The following is a 16434-nucleotide window of genomic DNA, read 5'->3' as shown; positions in this document are numbered from 1 at the left end:
CTGCCATGAAGACGAGGCAACCGGCAGCCGCCGCTTCCGGCGCCGTCCTGGACGGCGGGGTTCCGGAGCCGGCGGAACGCAAGTGGATGGAGAGGGGCATCCTGCTGTACCTGATCTTCGCGGCGATGGCTTATCTGCCCGAGGCGCTGAACGACATTTTGAACGCCAGAATTTCCTACGCCAAATTCTCCATGAACGAGCCGCTGTTCGGACTGAACATCCGGTATATCAAGGACGTGATTCTGGTCCTGATGACCACTGCGTTCTTCGTCCTGGATGCCCGGAAGGGGGAGCGTTATCGGCTTGCCAAATGGTATTTGCCGATACTCCTGCTGATCGCTTACGGCACTTGCGTTCTCGTCTTCCGCGAAGCTGGCCTCAATATGTACCAGGTCGCTGCGGGAGGGCGGTCGCTCCTGCTGATCGTGTTTTGCTTGAAGGCAGCGGCTTACGCGGGCCGTCCCGCGTTCGTGCGCAGGCTGTGCCGCTGCGCAGCATGGCTGCTCGTCATCGAGTTCGCGGTGCTGATCGCCCAGTATGTTTTGTTCACGGGAAGGTTCGGAGTCGTCAATCCGTTCTCCCTGCGCCTGATCGGAACCTTCGGCGGCATATCGATCTCGGGTTACATGGCGCTTGGCAGCTCCATTCTCCTCTATACCGCGAGGGGACAGCTCGACAGGACCATGCTTCGCCTGTCTCCGCTGCTTCAGCTGCTCTGCCTGGGCATCGCCGGCATTTCGGGAACGCGTTCGGCCATTATCGGCTGCTTCCTCATCCTGTTTTTCCTGCTGGTGGAGAAAGCGTTCAACGGGCGCAAGCTTCCGGAGAAAGGCTTGCTGATGCCGGCTGTCGTCTGCTTCTCCATGCTGGTGCTCACGGCGGGCATCCAGGCCGCGACGCTGATGGCGGATCGCGGCAGCATCGTGGAAGCCCAGGTCAAGGGAGGCAGGATCGACATGGTCACGGGCTTCTTCACGGACAATCCATTCTCCGTCGTGCTGTTCGGAGACGGGATCGGCTACGGCACCAACAGCGGCGTGAATCTCAACAAGCAGCTTGACGTGGATCTGGAGCATAAAATCATGGACGGCACCATCAACTCGATCCTCACCCAGTACGGCTTGTTCGTCCTGACGCTGCTGGCCGCCGCCGCGATCGCGGCGGCGCCGGCCGTGCTGCGCAGGCTGAGGGGGCAATCCATGCAGCTGTACGTGCTGCTCGTCGTCAATGTCGTGCTGTGCATCTCGACCAACATTCTGGAGCAGTTCGTGTACTTGTTCCTGCTCGCCCTGTCGGCGGCCGTATTGGCCCGCCGGAACCAACAAGCCTTCGCGGAAGAGGATCCGTCCTCCGGGACGGAAAGCCTGCTCTCCAGCGGACGGATGAAGGAGAGTCTTACATGAAGCCGCTTGTGCTGCTGTCCGACGCATACGGGGGACATGGCGGCATCGCCAAGTTCAACCGGGATCTGCTGACCTCGCTCAGCTCGTATCCGGGACTGCGGGAGGCGACCGCGATTCCGCGGCTGATGCCGTTCCCGCCCGAGCCGATCCCGGCCAACTTGAATTACGTCACGGAAGGGCTCGGAGGAAAAAGGCGCTATCTGAGCGCCGTGCTTCGCTCCCTTATCGGCCGGGCACGGAGGAGCGATCTCATCGTATGCGGCCATATCAATCTGCTGCCGTTCGCCGTCCTGGCCAAAAAGCTGACAGGGGCCAAGCTCGCCCTTGTCATTCATGGGATCGACGCATGGGATCCCGTTACCCGCAAGGGAACGAGCTATTCGCTGCGCCAGGTCGATGCAGTCATCGCGGTGAGCAAGCTGACGCTGGACCGCTTCCAAGGCTGGGCAGGCCTCGAGAGCGTACCATCGTTCGTGCTTCCGAACTCCTTCGAGCCCGGGCTGTTCGTGCCGGGACCGGCCCCTGAGGCGCTTCTCGACCGATACGGACTGCAACGGTCCGATCGCATCGTAATGACGCTCGGGAGGCTCGCAGGCCAGCAGCGCCGCAAGGGCTTCGACGAAGTGCTCGAGGCGATGCCTTCCCTGCTGCGCGACGAGCCATCGCTGAAATATCTCATCGTGGGAGACGGGGCCGACCGCGGCCGGCTGGAGCAGAAGGCTGCCAGCCTCGGCCTGGAGGAAGCCGTCGTGTTCACCGGCATGATCAAGGAGGAAGAAAAGGCGGATCACTACCGCCTGGCGGACGGCTTTGCAATGCCGAGCCACGGCGAAGGCTTCGGCATTGTGCTGCTGGAGGCGATGGCCTGCGGCATTCCCGTGCTGGCGAGCAAGGCCGACGGCAGCAGCGAGGCGCTCATGCGCGGCAAGCTGGGCATCCTGGTGAATCCTTCGGTTCCATCCGAAGTGGAGCTAGGCATCCGGCGGCTGCTGAGCAAGCCAAAAGGCGAGGTTCCGGAGGAGCTCGGTTACTTCTCGTTCGGCAATTACACCGCTCGGCTCCACGATATTTTGGACCGGCTGGGCAAGCCTGCGATTCCACAGCAAGACCGGGATACGGGAAGGCTGCCTAGCTCCATTCATTGAAAAGGGGGAAGCAAAGATGAAAATCCTGCATGTCATCGCGAATCTGGCCCCCCGTTACGGAGGGCCGGCCAAGGCGGGGCTGGAAATGGCCGCCGTGCTGGCGGCCAAAGGACATGAAGTGACGATCTTCACGACGAACCAGGACGGCGACGGCGTCCTTGACGTGCCCGTGGATACGCCGGTCGTCAAAAACGGGGTGACGATCCGCTATTTCCCGGTCATCCAGCCTAAATTCTGGAGAACCTCGCCGGCGATGGCGCTTGCGTTGAACAAGGAAATTCCGAAGTTCGACATCGTCCATATCCATTCGCTGTACCTGTTCCACGGCATGGCCGCAGGGCATTTCGCCCGCAAGCACGGCGTGCCTTACATCGTGCGGCCGCACGGCACGCTCGATCCGGTCATGCATGCCAGGCACCGCGGCCGCAAGCGGATCATGGAGACGCTGTTCGAGAACCGCAACATTAGACTCGCCGACGCCCTCCACTACACGACGGAGGAGGAGCTGGTGCTGGCCAAGCCCTATGTCCATGGCAGCTCCGGCTTCGTCGTTCCGAACGGCGTCAACACCTCCGAATACGCGGACCTTCCGATGAAAGGATCGTTCCGCCGCGGCTACCGCCTGCTCGACGGCAAGAAGATGCTGCTGTTCTTCAGCCGCATCAACTTCAAGAAGGGCCTCGACATCCTGGTCGAAGCCTTCCGCGACATCCATCGCCGCCATCCGGATACGGTGCTGGTGCTGACAGGCCCGGACGACGAGAACTACGGCCAGAAGGTCAAGGAATGGCTGGCCAAGGCGAACTTGAGCGACTTCGTCATCTTCACGGGCATGCTGACCGGCAGGGACAAGCTTGCCGTGCTCCGTGATGCGGATGTCTTCATCCTCCCTTCTTATACGGAGAATTTCGGCATCTCGGTTGTGGAGGCGATGGCCTGCGAAGTGCCGGTCGTCATCTCGGACAAGGTCAACATTTGGCGCGAGGTCGTGCAGGAAGGCGCCGGACGCGCCGTTCCATGCGATCCGGGCAAGGTAGCGGAGGCGGTGTCGGAAATTTTGAACAATCCGGAACTCGGAGCCGAAATGGGGCGCCAGGGCAAGCAGCTCGTGGAGAAATATTACGAGTGGAGCCAGGTTGGCGTGCAGCTGGAGCAGGAATACCGGCAGCTGATCGGCAAGAGCGGACGGCAAAAGGCAGGACGCTCTGCCGGCGCCGCTCTGGAGATGACGAGATGAACCGCATCCGGCTGGATCGGTACAACCAGGACTGGTACTCCCGGGGCCGCAGCGGTCCCGTCGTTCTGCTCTGGTGGCTCGTGCAGGGAAGCCTGTTCCGCTATTCGCTGCATCCGATGTACGGCTGGAGAAGGTTCCTGCTCCGCCTGTTCGGAGCCCGCATCGGCAGCGGCGTCCAGATCCGCTCCACAGCCCGCTTCACCTACCCGTGGAAGATCAGCATCGGAGACTGCTCCTGGGTCGGCGACGACGCCGAGTTCTACAGCCTCGATCAAATCGAGGTCGGCAGCCACTGCGTCGTCTCTCAGCGCAGCTATCTGTGCACCGGCTCGCATGACATCGGGGATCAGAGCTTCGGCCTCATCACCAAGCCGATCGTCATCCGCGACGGAGCCTGGATCGCGAGCGACGTCTTCGTCTATCCCGGCGTCACGGTCGGCACGATGGCGGTCGCCGCGGCCCGCAGCACCGTAACCCGGAGCATTCCGGACGGAGAGGTGCATGCCGGCACGCCGGCCGCATTCGTGAAGCGCAGGTTCGCGGAGGAAGCTGCGGACAACGCTGCGGGCAGCACGGCCATCGCCGACAGCGGGCTGCCGCCAAGAAACAGCGGCTATGCGGGAAGAAGCGCCGGATAGCCGGCCAGAGAAAGCAGGGAGCCCGGCCGCAGCGCCGGCCAGCCCGCAAGAAGGGAGGCCTGGAGAAAAGTGAGCAAGCCGCGCATCGTTTTCGTCATCAATTACTTTTATCCCGACTACGCCTCGACCGGCCAGCTGCTGACAGAGCTGTGCCTGCATCTGCAGCATGACTTCGACATTACGGTCATTGCGCAGCAGCCGGGCTACGCCGGGGAGAAGAAGGACGCCAAGGCGGCCCGCTTCGCCGAGGATCGGCTGGAGAACATCACCATCCTGCGGATCCGCCTGCCGGAGGTGGACAAGCGCAGCAAAGCAAGCCGCCTCAAGTATATCGCATCCTATTTCTTCCATGCGGTACGGCTGCTGCTGCGCCAGCGCGAGGTCGACTTCATCTATACGATCTCCCAGCCTCCCGTTCTGGGCGGGCTGATCGGCACCATCGGCAAGCTGTTCAAGCGGGCCAAGCATATCTACAACATCCAGGATTTCAATCCCGAGCAGGCGCAGGCGGTCGGCTTCATGAACCATCCGCTGATCCACCGGACCGCGCTGGAGCTCGACAAGCTGAACTGCCGGCTGTCGGATCATATCATCACGGTCGGACAGGACATGAAGGAGACGCTGGAGCGCCGATTTGCCGGACGCCGGGTGCCTGCGCATACCGTCATCAACAACTGGACGGACGAGCAGGACATCGTACCTCTGCGGCGGGACGATCCCGGCGTGGCCGCATTCCTGCGGGAACACGGGCTGGAGGATAAATTCGTCGTCATGTACTCCGGCAATCTGGGCCTCTACTACGATCTCGAGAATCTGATCCGCATCGCGCCGCAATTCCGGCAGATGTCCGACCTGATGTTAGTGTTCATCGGGGAGGGAGCGGTCAAGCCGCTCATGGAACAGTTCGTCGCGGAGCATGGGCTCGACAACGTGCTCTTCCTCCCATATCAGCCGAAGGACAGGCTCCGCTACTCGCTGAACGCGGCCGACGTGCATCTGGTCGTCAATCAGAAGGGCATCAAGGGCGTGTCCGTTCCGAGCAAGATCTACGGCGTCATGGCCGCGGGAAAAGCAGTCATGGGCGTCCTGGAGGAAGGCAGCGAAGCCCATCGCCTGATCGTGGAAAGCGGCTGCGGCAGCTCTTCGGAGCCGCAGCGTTACGGAGATGCGGTACGCCAGCTCACGGAGCTGTATGCGATGGGGCGCGGGGAGCTGTCGCGGCGAGGGCTCGCCGGGAGAGCTTACCTCGAGCGCCATCTGCGGCGCAGCCTCTCGCTGGAGAAGTACCGGCAGCTGCTGCTCTCGCTGCATCGCAGCGGCGGACGGCGCGGGCGTCGGGTCCGCGTCGCTTCGGCTCCGCTCGCCGAGCTGCGGCGGACGCCGGCCGAGAGCGGAGCGGCGAGCCGGGCGGAGCCGGCGGGACGATGAGATCCGGCAGCGGGGCAAGCGGCTCCAAGCCGGCAAGAAGCAAGCATGGACTGTACAGGCGCACGTCATTCAGCGGCATGGCCGCAGCAGGAGAAAGGTGGAGGAATACGATGAAGCTCGTTCTTTTGTCCGGAGGCTCCGGCAAGCGGCTGTGGCCGCTTTCCAACGATCTGAGATCCAAGCAGTTCCTGAAGGTTCTGGAAGATGAAGAGGGCTCCCGGGTTTCCATGGTCCAGCGCGTCTGGGGGCAGATCGAGGCGGCCGGCTTCGGCGGTTCCGGTTATATCGCCACCGGCAGCAGCCAGACGGAGCTCATCCGCGGCCAGCTCGGACCGGATGTGCCCATGATCGTCGAGCCGGCCCGCAGGGATACGTTCCCCGCGATCGCTCTCGCGGCCGCATACCTGTTCTCCGTCGAGGGAGTAAGCCCGGACGAGACGGTAGCGGTGCTGCCGGTCGATCCTTATGTCGAGGAGAGGTTCTTCGAAACCGTAGCCAGCCTGGACGGAGTGCTCAGGAGCACAGGTGCGGACCTGGCTCTGATCGGGGTGAAGCCGAGCTATCCGTCCGAGAAATACGGCTACATCGTGCCGGAACAGCCTGCCTCGCCGGGAGACGAATCGTTCCGCGTGGGCGGCTTCCGCGAGAAGCCTTCCGTAGAAGCGGCGGCCGGCCTCATGGAGCAGGGAGCGCTCTGGAACTGCGGCGTCTTCGCATTCCGGCTGGACTATATGCTCGCCATCATGGAATCCAAGGGCATTCCGCTCGTCTACGACCAGCTCGTCCAGGATTACTCCAGCCTCGAGAGCATCAGCTTCGATTACGAGGTCGTGGAGCGGGCGCGCAACATCGCGGCGGTCGCCTACGACGGGTACTGGAAGGACCTCGGCACCTGGAACACGCTGACCGAGGAGATGAGGGATCCCAAGATGGGACGCGGCATCGTCAGCGGAGACTGCGTGAATACGCATCTGATCAATGAAACGGATATTCCGGTCACCGTGCTCGGCCTCTCGAACATCGTCGTAGCCGCCAGCCCGGACGGCATTCTCGTCACCGAAAAAGGAGCGAGCACGAGGCTGAAGGAATTCATCGGCCACGATCAGCGGCCCATGTACGAGGAACGCCGCTGGGGCTGGGTCAGGGTTCTCGACGACAGCCTGTATGCAGACGGAACCTGCGTGTTGACCAAGCGCGTCGGCATCGGCGGCAGCCAGAGCATCGGGTACCGTCTGCATCAGCATCGGGAGGAAGTATGGACGATCGTCAAGGGCGAGGGAGAGTTCATCTGCAACGGCACGTACATGCAGGTGAAGGCAGGGAATGTGCTGCATATCCCGATGAAGACGCTGCATGGCATCCGCGCCACGAGCGATCTCGAGTTCATCTCGGTCCAGACCGGCCGCCATGAGCAGGAGAACTCGATCATGGAGCTGTACAGCAGCTGGGAGGAAATCCAGCAGAACTGCATGAGAGCGTAATTCGGCGAGGCCGCCGGAAGGAAGGACCTCCGGCCGGCCAGCCGGCAGAGGCCTGAAGGAGGATGCGGCATGGCCGTGGCGATCGCCTATTACATTTCGGATTACGGATACGGCCATGCCGCCCGCAGCATCGCGGTGATCAGGTCGATGCTGCGGCAAGCCTCGGAGCAGGGCCTGCCGCTGAACCTTCATCTGGTCAGCGGCCGCGCGCTTCCTTTTCTGGAGCAGTCGCTGCGGGCAGAGTTCGAAGCGGGGAGCTGCGAAGGACACCGCCTTCAGCTGCGCTTCATGGAATCGGGTCCGGGCTATGCCCTGCGGCAGGGCACCTGCCAAGCAGATGTCGGGCTGCTGCGGCAGGCTTACATCCCCTATATCGATAAAATGCCTCGGAGGATCACAAGAGAAGCCGCATGGCTGGAAGAAGCGGGCATCCGGCTGGTCGTCTCGGATATCGTCCCCGAGGCGTTCCCTGCCGCTTCCAAGGTGGGCATTCCCTCCGCAGGCATCTCTAATTTCACCTGGTATACCGCCTATCAGGACATGCTGCCTGCGGAGCTGCTGGAACCTCTTGCCAAAGCTTACCTCGACATGGATCGGTTCATCGCCCTTCCTGGAGCGCGCGAGCCGGCGTGGGCCGCAGAGCCGAGCATCGATGCCGGATTCTTCTCCCGGCAGGCGGGAACCGCCGAGGCGGCTCAGCTAAGGAAGCGCCTGGATCCGAGCGGGGATCGCAAGCTGATCTGCTTGTTCCCGGGCAAGGACACGGGCAAGGTCGATCTGCTGCAAAGCCTGCCGCTGCTGAGCGACCGGAGATGGCTGCCCATCGTGTCTTCAACGATGGAACTGCCCGAAGGTTTGGAGCCTATCGTCCGCATTCCTGCCGAGGCGACCGAATCCCAGCTCTATGTCGCCGCGAGCGACTTGGTGCTGACCAAGCCGGGATGGGGCACCGTGGCGGAAGCCGTCGCCTTCGGCAAGCCGCTTGTGCTGCTGGAGAGGCCGCTGTTCCGCGAAGACCGCTGTACGATGGAGGCGCTGGCCGGGCTTCACCCCCATCTGGCGATGAGCGAGGACCAGCTCATGCGGCCGGATCTCGGCGACCGGCTGCTGCACTGGCTGGAATCAGCAGCCTTTGCCGGTCCGCCTGCCGCGGGAGGCCGTCCGGACGAGGCAGGGCTCATCGCGGCCCGCCTGCTGGGCTGGGCTTTGATGGAAGCCGCCCATGAGGAAGGGACTTCCGTCAAGGCTGCTCTCGGGGAAAAGATCGAATCGCAACGCTGAACGCCAAATTTCGCATAACGGGAGTGGAAGCCATGAAGATTACGGTAGTAGGGACAGGATATGTCGGGCTGGTGTCGGGGGTCTGCTATGCGGAGCTGGGGCATTCCGTCATTTGCGTGGACAAGGATCCTTTGAAAATCGCCACTTTGCAAAACGGGGATATTCCCATCTATGAGCCGGGGCTTCAGGAGCTGTCCGTCCGCAACGCGGAGCTTGGCCGGCTGAGCTTCACCTCCAGCCTGGATGCGGCAGTCAAAGGCGCCGATCTCATCATCATCGCAGTCGGAACGCCGCCGCTGCCGGGAGGCGAAGCGAATCTCGCCTACATCGAGCTGGCTGCCAAGGAGATCGCCGATACGATGGAAGGCAACCCCGTCGTGGCCATCAAAAGCACGGTGCCTGTCGGAACGAATGAAAAGGTGCGGGACCTGATCCGCAGCCGCACCGAATGCCCGTTCGACAGCGTCTCGCTGCCGGAGTTCCTGCGCGAGGGCTCCGCCGTCCCGGATACGATGCATCCGGACCGGATCGTCGTCGGCACGGATTCTCCGCGTGCGGAAGCTCTGCTGCGGGAGCTGCACGTCGGTCTCGGCGGCGCTTTTGTCGTGACGGACATCCGCAGCGCCGAAATGATCAAGTACGCATCCAATGCGTTTCTGGCGACCAAGATCTCCTTCATCAACGAGATTGCGAACATTTGCGAGAAAGTCGGAGCGGATGTGACGAGGGTCGCCGAAGGCATGGGCTACGACAAGCGGATCGGCTCCTCGTTCCTGAAGGCGGGAATCGGCTACGGAGGCTCCTGCTTCCCCAAGGACACGCAAGCGCTGATCCAGATCGCAGGGCATTTCGATTACGAGTTCAAGCTGCTGCGCTCCGTCGTCGAGGTGAACCAGGGCCAGCGCTTCAATATCGTGCGCAAGCTCGAATCGATCTTCGGCGATCTGGAAGGACGGACGATCGCGGTATGGGGGCTTGCGTTCAAGCCTGAAACCGATGACGTGAGGGAAGCTCCTGCCCAGGAGATCATCGGGGAGCTTCTGGATCGGGGAGTCCGGGTCCGGGCCTACGATCCGATCGCAATGGACAATTTCCGCAGCCACTTCGGCGGCGGAGCGGGACGGGTGGACTGGTGCTCCGGCGCGCTGGAAGCCGCCGCGGGAGCCGATGCGGTCTGCCTGCTGACGGAATGGGAGGAATTCGTTTCCATCGACCTTGCCGAGCTTCGCGCGATGCTCCGCCAGCCGGTGCTGATCGACGGCCGCAATGCTTTCCGCGAGCAGGATCTCGCAGGCACGGACTTCGTGTACTACTCGGTCGGACGCCCCGGCATGACCCGCGGAGTGAAGGATCCGATTCCCGAGCTGAGCTATTGATCTCTTGCAGCCCGCCCAGGCAAGCCCGGGCGGGCGAAGCTGCAGGACGAGCTGGGAGGAAGGCATGATTCCCAGGCGGTCTCCGCTGCCATCCGTTCGCATCATTCAACGCTTGACAAGCGATGGAGAAAACTATTCCAAGAGGTGAAGATGCAATGACATGGAAAAAAAAGATGACGTTGTCCACACTGGCCGCCATCCTGGCGTCAGGCGCTGCTGCGGCTGTTCCTCCTCGTCCGGCAGCCCATGCCGGGCTGATCGGTTATGCCTATGCGGCCGACAGCCTGCCGCAGCCTGGCACGATCGACCAGGCGCTGGCCCAGTTGTATGCGCTTCACGCCGCTCTTCTGGCCGGAGATCCGGCCGATTACCGGGATGTGCTGAATTTCCGCGAGGAGCTTCGCTCCCTCGATCCTGCGGCGGAATTCGCCATCGCGGCTCCGGTGTGGGACAAGATCCAGCCGAAGCTGGCGGCGTCCGAGGATCTGGAGTTCATCAAGAGCAATCTGTTCCTGCTCATGCGGGACACGATAGCGCTGCTGTACGCGCCGGAGGCCTCCGATCTTCAGGCGATCCGCTCCAATGCGGATTACCGCCGCGCGCTCGTGCCGATCGTCCGCGCGGGCGGAATCGACGACCTGACGATGGACGAGGTGGTCGAATTCATGTACGGGAACGGCGCGGACAAGCGCGGCGTCGAGGGCACGATTCGGGAGTTCGTGTCCCGCCTGAGCCAGGCTGAGCTGATGCAGCTGCTGTTCATGCCGGAGAAGCGCAACGAGCTCATGCTGCGGGTGCTGACGGACATGCTCGGCCGCACGGGCGACTATGCGTTCAGCCGCATGCTGCAGGCCTACGGCATTACTGGCGCGGATCTGGTGAAGGTGCTCGGCAATGCCCAGGAGCGGCTGCAGCTGGAAAAGCCTGCGGGAACGGCTTTGCTCGTCGCGCTCATGAGGATGACGAGCTCTGAGCTCGTCAAGGTCGGCAATGGCGGGCGCATGCATCAATATTCGCTGCTGCTGAACGGCATCGCCGCTCCGGAGGGAGCGATCCGCTGGTATAAAATCGAAGGCGATGCCGATGTGCGTGTTTTCGTGAACGGGCTGGTCACCATTCCGGACGACTCGGCTGCGGGAAGCGCGCTTCTTCAGGCGAAGCTGATCAATCCTTACGGAGGACCGGAGAAGATCGTGTTCGAGAAAAGAATTACGCTGACGGCGGAGTCGGGGGCGACGCCGAGCCCGAGTCCGGATCCTGGGGCAAGCCCGACGCCGGGCCCGGGAACGAGCCCGAGCCCGGATCCAGGAGCAAGCCCGACTCCGAGCCCGGGAACGAGCCCAAGCCCGGATCCTGGGGCAAGTCCGACGCCGGTTCCTACGCCGACGCCGGATCCTGGGGCAAGTCCGACGCCAGATCCTATGCCGACGCCGGATCCTGGGGCAAGTCCGACACCGGTTCCTACGCCGACGCCGGATCCTGGGGCAAGTCCGACACCGGTTCCTACGCCGAGCCCGGATCCAGGAGCAAGCCCGACTCCGAGTCCGGGAACGAGCCCAAGCCCGGATCCTGGGGCAAGTCCGACGCCGGTTCCTACGCCGACGCCGGATCCTGGAACCGGCGGAGGCTTCCCTGGATTCCCGGGCTTTCCGGGAGGAGGCTTCCCTGGCGGAGGAACGCCGGGCAGCGGCAGCGGATCCGGCTCCGAATCGGGTAACGCCGGTCCGGGAAGCATCGCCGAGCGGATCCGCTCGATCGTCGAGCAGTATCTCGCCAGGATCGAGGCGATCCGCAGGGAGCTGGCCGCTTCTCCGACGCCGGCGCAGCGGATCGCGCTCATCCGCGAGGCGTTCAAGGCTGCCCAGGAAGCGCTGGATGCCATCGCCAAGATCAACCCGACGGCGCAGGAGCCTGACTCGGCCGGCCTATCCGGCATCAAGTGGGACTCCGCCGATGCCCTGGCCAGCCTTGCGGCTGTGTCCGAGGCGGCGGCTTCGGTCAAGAGCGCGCTGGACGGACTGGATGGATCCGGCTCCGACCTCGCCAAGAAGCTGCGCGTCAGCGTTCTGCTCGATGCCGGATCGGCCGGCAGCAGCTGGTCGCTGGAAGTTCCCCGGGAAGCCTTGACCGCTGCGCAGACATCCGGCATCCAGTACATCGGACTGGCCGGCGGCGGAGCGCAAGTGTCCGTTCCCGTAGACGGGCACAGCGGCGACCTGCATATCAGCCTGACCCATGAGGCCGACAGCGAAGTCCGGAAGGCGACCGATCTTCCGCTTGCCTCGGGCGGATATTCGTTCAAAGTCCGCCAGAATGGACAGGCTTCGGCAACGAGCGCCAAACCGCTCCGGCTCTCCTTGCCGGTGTCGGCGGACAGTGCGGGCAGCGACCTGCTCGGGCTCGTGAGAATCCGTTCGGGACGCGCGGTCGATTTCCAGGCCGGCACGGTATCCTCGTTATATGAAGCGGATGTGCTGGATTCGGCGGCGGTCTATGCCGTCGTCGAAAACAAAGTGGAATTCTCCGACTTGGCGAAGGTCAAATGGGCGGAGGCGTCCATTCAAGGCATAGCCGCCAAAGGAATCATGACTGGCGTAGCTGCCGGCAAGTTCGACCCTTCCCGGTCGGTTACGAGGGCGGAGATCGCCAAGATGATCGTCCGAGCATTCAATCTGGAAGGATCGTCGGCTGATATCGCGTTCAAAGACGTGAAGGCGACCGACTGGTTCGCTCCGTATGTAGCTGCTGCCGTCGCAAGCGGCATTACGAACGGACGGAGCAGGGACAGCTTCGCTCCCAACGCTCCGGTCAGCCGGCAGGAGCTGGCTGTGATGGTGACGAGGGCGATGCAGGCGGCAGGCGGCTACCCGGCTCTGACGAACCCGGATGCGGCGCTGGCAGCCTACAAAGACCAGGCAGCGGTAGCGGCTTCCTTGCGCCCCGGCGTCGCTCTCGCAGCACAGCTCGGCATCGTCGGAAGCGACGGCGTTCTTCAGCCGGCGAAGCCGGCATCAAGAGCTGAGGCAGCCGTCATTCTCTATCGGACGCTGAAGCAGCTTCAATCCTGATTGAGGCCTCTACGGTTGTTTCGCCGGCAGTTGCCGGCGGACAGCCGTTTTGCGCTTCGGCAAGGAAATCGCGAACCAGGAGGGCATGGTATGAGAACCAGACGAATCGCGGCCGTGCTGGCCGCTTGCGGATTGCTCGGAGGAGCTGCATTTTTCTCGATCGGCTGGGCTGGGGAAAAGGCGCTCGGACTGCTTGCGGATCCGTCGCTTGCCGGTATCCAGGAGGAGGCGGGTGCCAGGGCAGGGGCCACCCCGTCTCTCTCCGGAGCCGAGCACGCGGATGCCGGACATCAAGGTATCCGGACGGACGAAGCATCTCCCGGACGTTCCGGTCCTCCCTCTGTTCCGGATGCTCAAGCGGAATCGGCTTCAGCAGTCGGCAAGGCTTCATCCGGAGCGTCGGTAGACCGGGGAGGGGGACTGTCGGTGGAGAAGGCCAGGCAAGCAGGGAAGAAGCTGTCCCTGTCGGAGAAGGCGGAAGTGCTCCGTATTTTGACGGGAAGCCTGGGAAGCAAGGAAATCACGGTCCTCAAGGAACTGGCTAAGGGAGGACTAAGCAAGGACGAGAAACAGGAAGTCAAGGAGCTTTTGCTGGAGCAGCTGGCGCCGGGCGACTACAACCGGCTCTCGGCGCTCGCCTTCAAGGCTGGAGCGGGCGGCGGAGGCAAGGCGGAGCAGGTCAAGCGCTGAGCGGGCGATCCATATCAAGCAAAGGGGAACGAAGGATGAAACGGATTGGAAGGAGAAAAGCGGCGGCTTATGCCGCGGCAGCGGCTCTGCTGCTCATGGGGACAGGGGCAGGCAGCGCGGCTGCAGCCGCTGCGAAGCCGGCTGCAGCTGCCGTTCAGGCGGCGGTGAAGGCGGAATCCATCGGAGCGAAGCTGGTCGTCGACGGCAAGCTGCAGAAGTTGAAGGAAGGAATTTATATTTTAATGGAAGGAGGCCGGGTATACGTTCCGCTGCGCGTCGCAGCTGCTGCTCTTGAATGCAGGGTGGAATGGGATTCCAAGTCCCGAAGCGTGTCGCTGTGGACGCCGTCCGTGCGTCAGCAACAAGCTGTGAAAGGAAAGGCCGGGACGGTCTACACGGTCCCATCAGCCCCAGCCGGCCATAAGCTCAGCCTGACGGATGCGAAGGCATCGTTCTCCGCCGATGGCAAGGCGGCTGTATTGCCTAAGGAACAGCGAGCCTATATCGCCGCAGACACGATCTATGTCCCGCTGCGTTTTCTGGCGGAGCTGTCGGGCGCAGCCGTCCAATGGACATCCTCAAGCCAACTGATCGAATTGTCGCTGCCAGCCGCAGCCGCAGGCGGGGCGGGCGGCAGTTCGGAAGGCGGCCTCAGCGGACCTGGCGAAGGCTCATCCGGAGCTTCTCCGGACACCCCGGGTTCGGCTCCAGGGAGTCCGGAGTCTCCTCCGGCATCCGAAACGTCGCCGGGAGGCGTGCCGACTCCGGCAGTTCCGGGAACTGGAGCACCGGGAATACCCGGAGTGCCGTCTGTTCCCGATCCCGGTCCTTCTGTTCCAGCACCATCTCCAACGATACCGCCGGGTTCTGGCAATCCGCCGGTGACCGTGCCTCCTGCGCCGACTCCTGCGCCGCAGCCCTCCGTGCCCCAGAAGGATATTCAGAATGCGGCGGAGGACAAGCTCAACAGCCTGCTGGTGCAGTGCCAGAACAAGCTGATGGATGCCGCGTTCCGGTACATGCAGTCCGGCAGCGCGGAGGCGAAAAGCAAAATCCGCGCGGAAGGAGAAGCGGCGCTGGCCGATTGCGACCGCAGCTTCGAATCCATTCTGGCGGACACGGGAACCAAGCTGGAAGCAGGCGGATATTCCACAGCGATTCTCGCCACTTACCGGAATATTTACGAGGAGCAGAAGGCTATCGGGGTGAAAATGCTCGACAGCATGATGCAGAAGCCTTGATCGCCGCATCTCCGGCATGGAAGGAGTGGAAGGCATGGAAATGCAGAAGAAAAGGAAGAAGCGCCGGCGCCAAAGCAGGAAGTCTCGAAGCTGGAGCCTCGGAAAGCTTGCCTTGGCAGCCGTCATGGCTGCGGCGCTGGTGCCGGCTGTAACGGGATACATGCATCATCGAAGTCTGGGTGCAGGCGCTGGAGAGACAGCTGTCGCTCCTCGGCTGGAAGCAAGCAAGGACAGCCCGTCGGAAGTGCTCCCGATGGACCGGGAACCGGACAGCCCCGCTCCGGCGGGCGCTGGCCTCTCCAGCGGGCAGGCTCTTCTCCCTGGAGAAAAGAATCCGGCATCCGCAGGAACCGGCAGCGGCAGCAGCAAGGCCGGAAGCCGCCCGGCCTCGCCTGCGCCGGAAATGTCTCCCTCGCCGATGACGGAGCCGCCTCAGCCGGGATCTTCAGCCGCGGGAAAGAAGGAGCCTCTTCCGGCCGCATCGCCGGGGGCTGATAAGACGACCGATGGTCATGGAGCGGCTGCGGCCTTGGCGGCTTCCGATGAAGAAGTCCGCGCCTTTGAGGTTAGGCTGGCTGCTCTTCAGAAGCAGTGCGTAAGCGAGGCGGGAAGCGTGCTGGAGCTCGCTGGAACGAAGTCGGACGCGGTCCGCAGAGGAGAGCTCGACCAGGAGGGGGCCGCTAAGGCCGTCGGCGAGTTGAACGAAAAAATGGACGAGGCGCAATCATCCTGCGGCACCCGCTTCAAAGCGCTGATCCAGGAGGCTGAGCAGGCATCCGTATCATCCGGGAAGCGGCAGCAATGGGAAGAAAGCTATGAGGCCTCCAGCAAGCTTTTGAGAGCCGGCTTGACGGAGCGGCTGAAAGGGCTGAAGCAGGCAGGCGGATGATCGGCGAAGCGGGTACCGCTCCGGACTGTCGACGCCGATCGTCTTTTGAAGCAAAAAAACCGGCAGGCTGCAATCAGCCATTGCCGGTTTCGTCTTTTCGAAAGCTGCGTTCCCTTACGACTCTTTCAATGAGAAGTCGGATCAGATCGACGTCCTCGGTCTCGAGAGGAATGCCGTCCCAGTGAAGCTGCTGGAGATTGAGCCATTCACGGGCGTTGCTGGTCGGTTCTGCAGGCTCCGAGAAATCGGTCAGTCCAAGCAAGTAGTCGGATGTCGTCTGCAGCCGACGGGCGATGGTGTGGATGGATTCAAGCGTAGGCTGGCGATAGCCGGATTCATAACCCGCATAAGTGCTCTTGGCTACGCCGACGTAATCGGCTACTTCCTGCATGGTCAGCTTTCTCTTCTTGCGCAGCTGCTTCAGTCGTTTCGCGAACATTTCTCACCATCCCCCTTAAGGACAATATGACCCTGTCGAGCTGCCGAGGCTGCAAGTATTCGTAGCCATATTAAAAGTGCATGACGATTCTATGTACTCTACTAACTTCATTATAGCA

General features: G+C 62.7%; 13 protein-coding genes. 12 read left to right on the top strand and 1 reads right to left on the bottom strand.

Going from position 1 to position 16434, the window contains the following annotated elements:
* Positions 1-5 precede the first annotated feature (5 nt).
* The 12 genes from AC06G8_RS17745 (at position 6) to AC06G8_RS17690 (ending at position 15877) form a co-directional block, all read left to right on the top strand.
* Positions 6-1403 (top strand): hypothetical protein, encoded by a 1398-nt coding sequence (locus AC06G8_RS17745; RefSeq protein ID WP_480283440.1) that lies wholly within the window; start codon positions 6-8, stop codon positions 1401-1403.
* Positions 1400-2548: a glycosyltransferase family 4 protein gene (locus AC06G8_RS17740; RefSeq protein ID WP_447663955.1), complete on the top strand. Its 1149-nt coding sequence runs from the start codon at positions 1400-1402 to the stop codon at positions 2546-2548. Before AC06G8_RS17745 ends, AC06G8_RS17740 begins: the two co-directional genes overlap by 4 nt.
* A gap of 16 nt (positions 2549-2564) precedes the next feature.
* Positions 2565-3785, top strand: a complete 1221-nt coding sequence (locus AC06G8_RS17735) for a glycosyltransferase (protein ID WP_447663954.1) — start codon at positions 2565-2567, stop codon at positions 3783-3785.
* Positions 3782-4423 (top strand): WcaF family extracellular polysaccharide biosynthesis acetyltransferase, encoded by a 642-nt coding sequence (locus AC06G8_RS17730; RefSeq protein ID WP_480283439.1) that lies wholly within the window; start codon positions 3782-3784, stop codon positions 4421-4423. The genes AC06G8_RS17735 and AC06G8_RS17730 overlap by 4 nt, the downstream gene beginning before the upstream one ends.
* A 69-nt stretch (positions 4424-4492) precedes the next feature.
* Complete coding sequence (locus AC06G8_RS17725) at positions 4493-5851, top strand: glycosyltransferase family 4 protein (RefSeq protein ID WP_480283438.1); 1359 nt, start codon at positions 4493-4495, stop codon at positions 5849-5851.
* Positions 5852-5961: 110 nt separating this feature from the next.
* Entirely contained in the window at positions 5962-7332 is a 1371-nt protein-coding gene (locus AC06G8_RS17720) for a sugar phosphate nucleotidyltransferase (RefSeq protein WP_447663951.1), read from the top strand.
* A gap of 69 nt (positions 7333-7401) precedes the next feature.
* Positions 7402-8613, top strand: coding sequence for a hypothetical protein (locus tag AC06G8_RS17715; protein WP_480283437.1), 1212 nt, complete (start codon positions 7402-7404; stop codon positions 8611-8613).
* Between the two features lie 32 nt (positions 8614-8645).
* Positions 8646-9989: a UDP-glucose dehydrogenase family protein gene (locus tag AC06G8_RS17710; RefSeq protein ID WP_480283436.1), complete on the top strand. Its 1344-nt coding sequence runs from the start codon at positions 8646-8648 to the stop codon at positions 9987-9989.
* A gap of 155 nt (positions 9990-10144) precedes the next feature.
* Complete coding sequence (locus tag AC06G8_RS17705) at positions 10145-13057, top strand: S-layer homology domain-containing protein (protein WP_480283435.1); 2913 nt, start codon at positions 10145-10147, stop codon at positions 13055-13057.
* Positions 13058-13147: 90 nt separating this feature from the next.
* Positions 13148-13747 (top strand): hypothetical protein, encoded by a 600-nt coding sequence (locus AC06G8_RS17700; protein ID WP_447663947.1) that lies wholly within the window; start codon positions 13148-13150, stop codon positions 13745-13747.
* Between the two features lie 35 nt (positions 13748-13782).
* Positions 13783-14988 carry a copper amine oxidase N-terminal domain-containing protein gene (locus AC06G8_RS17695; protein ID WP_480283434.1) on the top strand — a complete coding sequence of 402 codons (1206 nt, stop codon included), beginning with the start codon at positions 13783-13785 and terminating at the stop codon, positions 14986-14988.
* 34 nt (positions 14989-15022) lie between these two features.
* A complete protein-coding gene (locus AC06G8_RS17690; protein WP_480283433.1) occupies positions 15023-15877 on the top strand; it encodes a hypothetical protein in 855 nt (284 codons plus the stop codon).
* Between the two features lie 73 nt (positions 15878-15950).
* Here AC06G8_RS17690 and AC06G8_RS17685 read toward each other — a convergent pair whose 3' ends face one another.
* On the bottom strand, positions 15951-16316 hold the full coding sequence (locus AC06G8_RS17685; RefSeq protein WP_447663944.1) for a helix-turn-helix domain-containing protein: 366 nt from the start codon (positions 16314-16316) through the stop codon (positions 15951-15953).
* Between the last annotated feature and the right edge of the window lie 118 nt (positions 16317-16434).

This window comes from Paenibacillus sp. SJS-P3, assembly GCF_056711585.1.
This window is presented reverse-complemented; position numbering and strand designations above follow the sequence as displayed.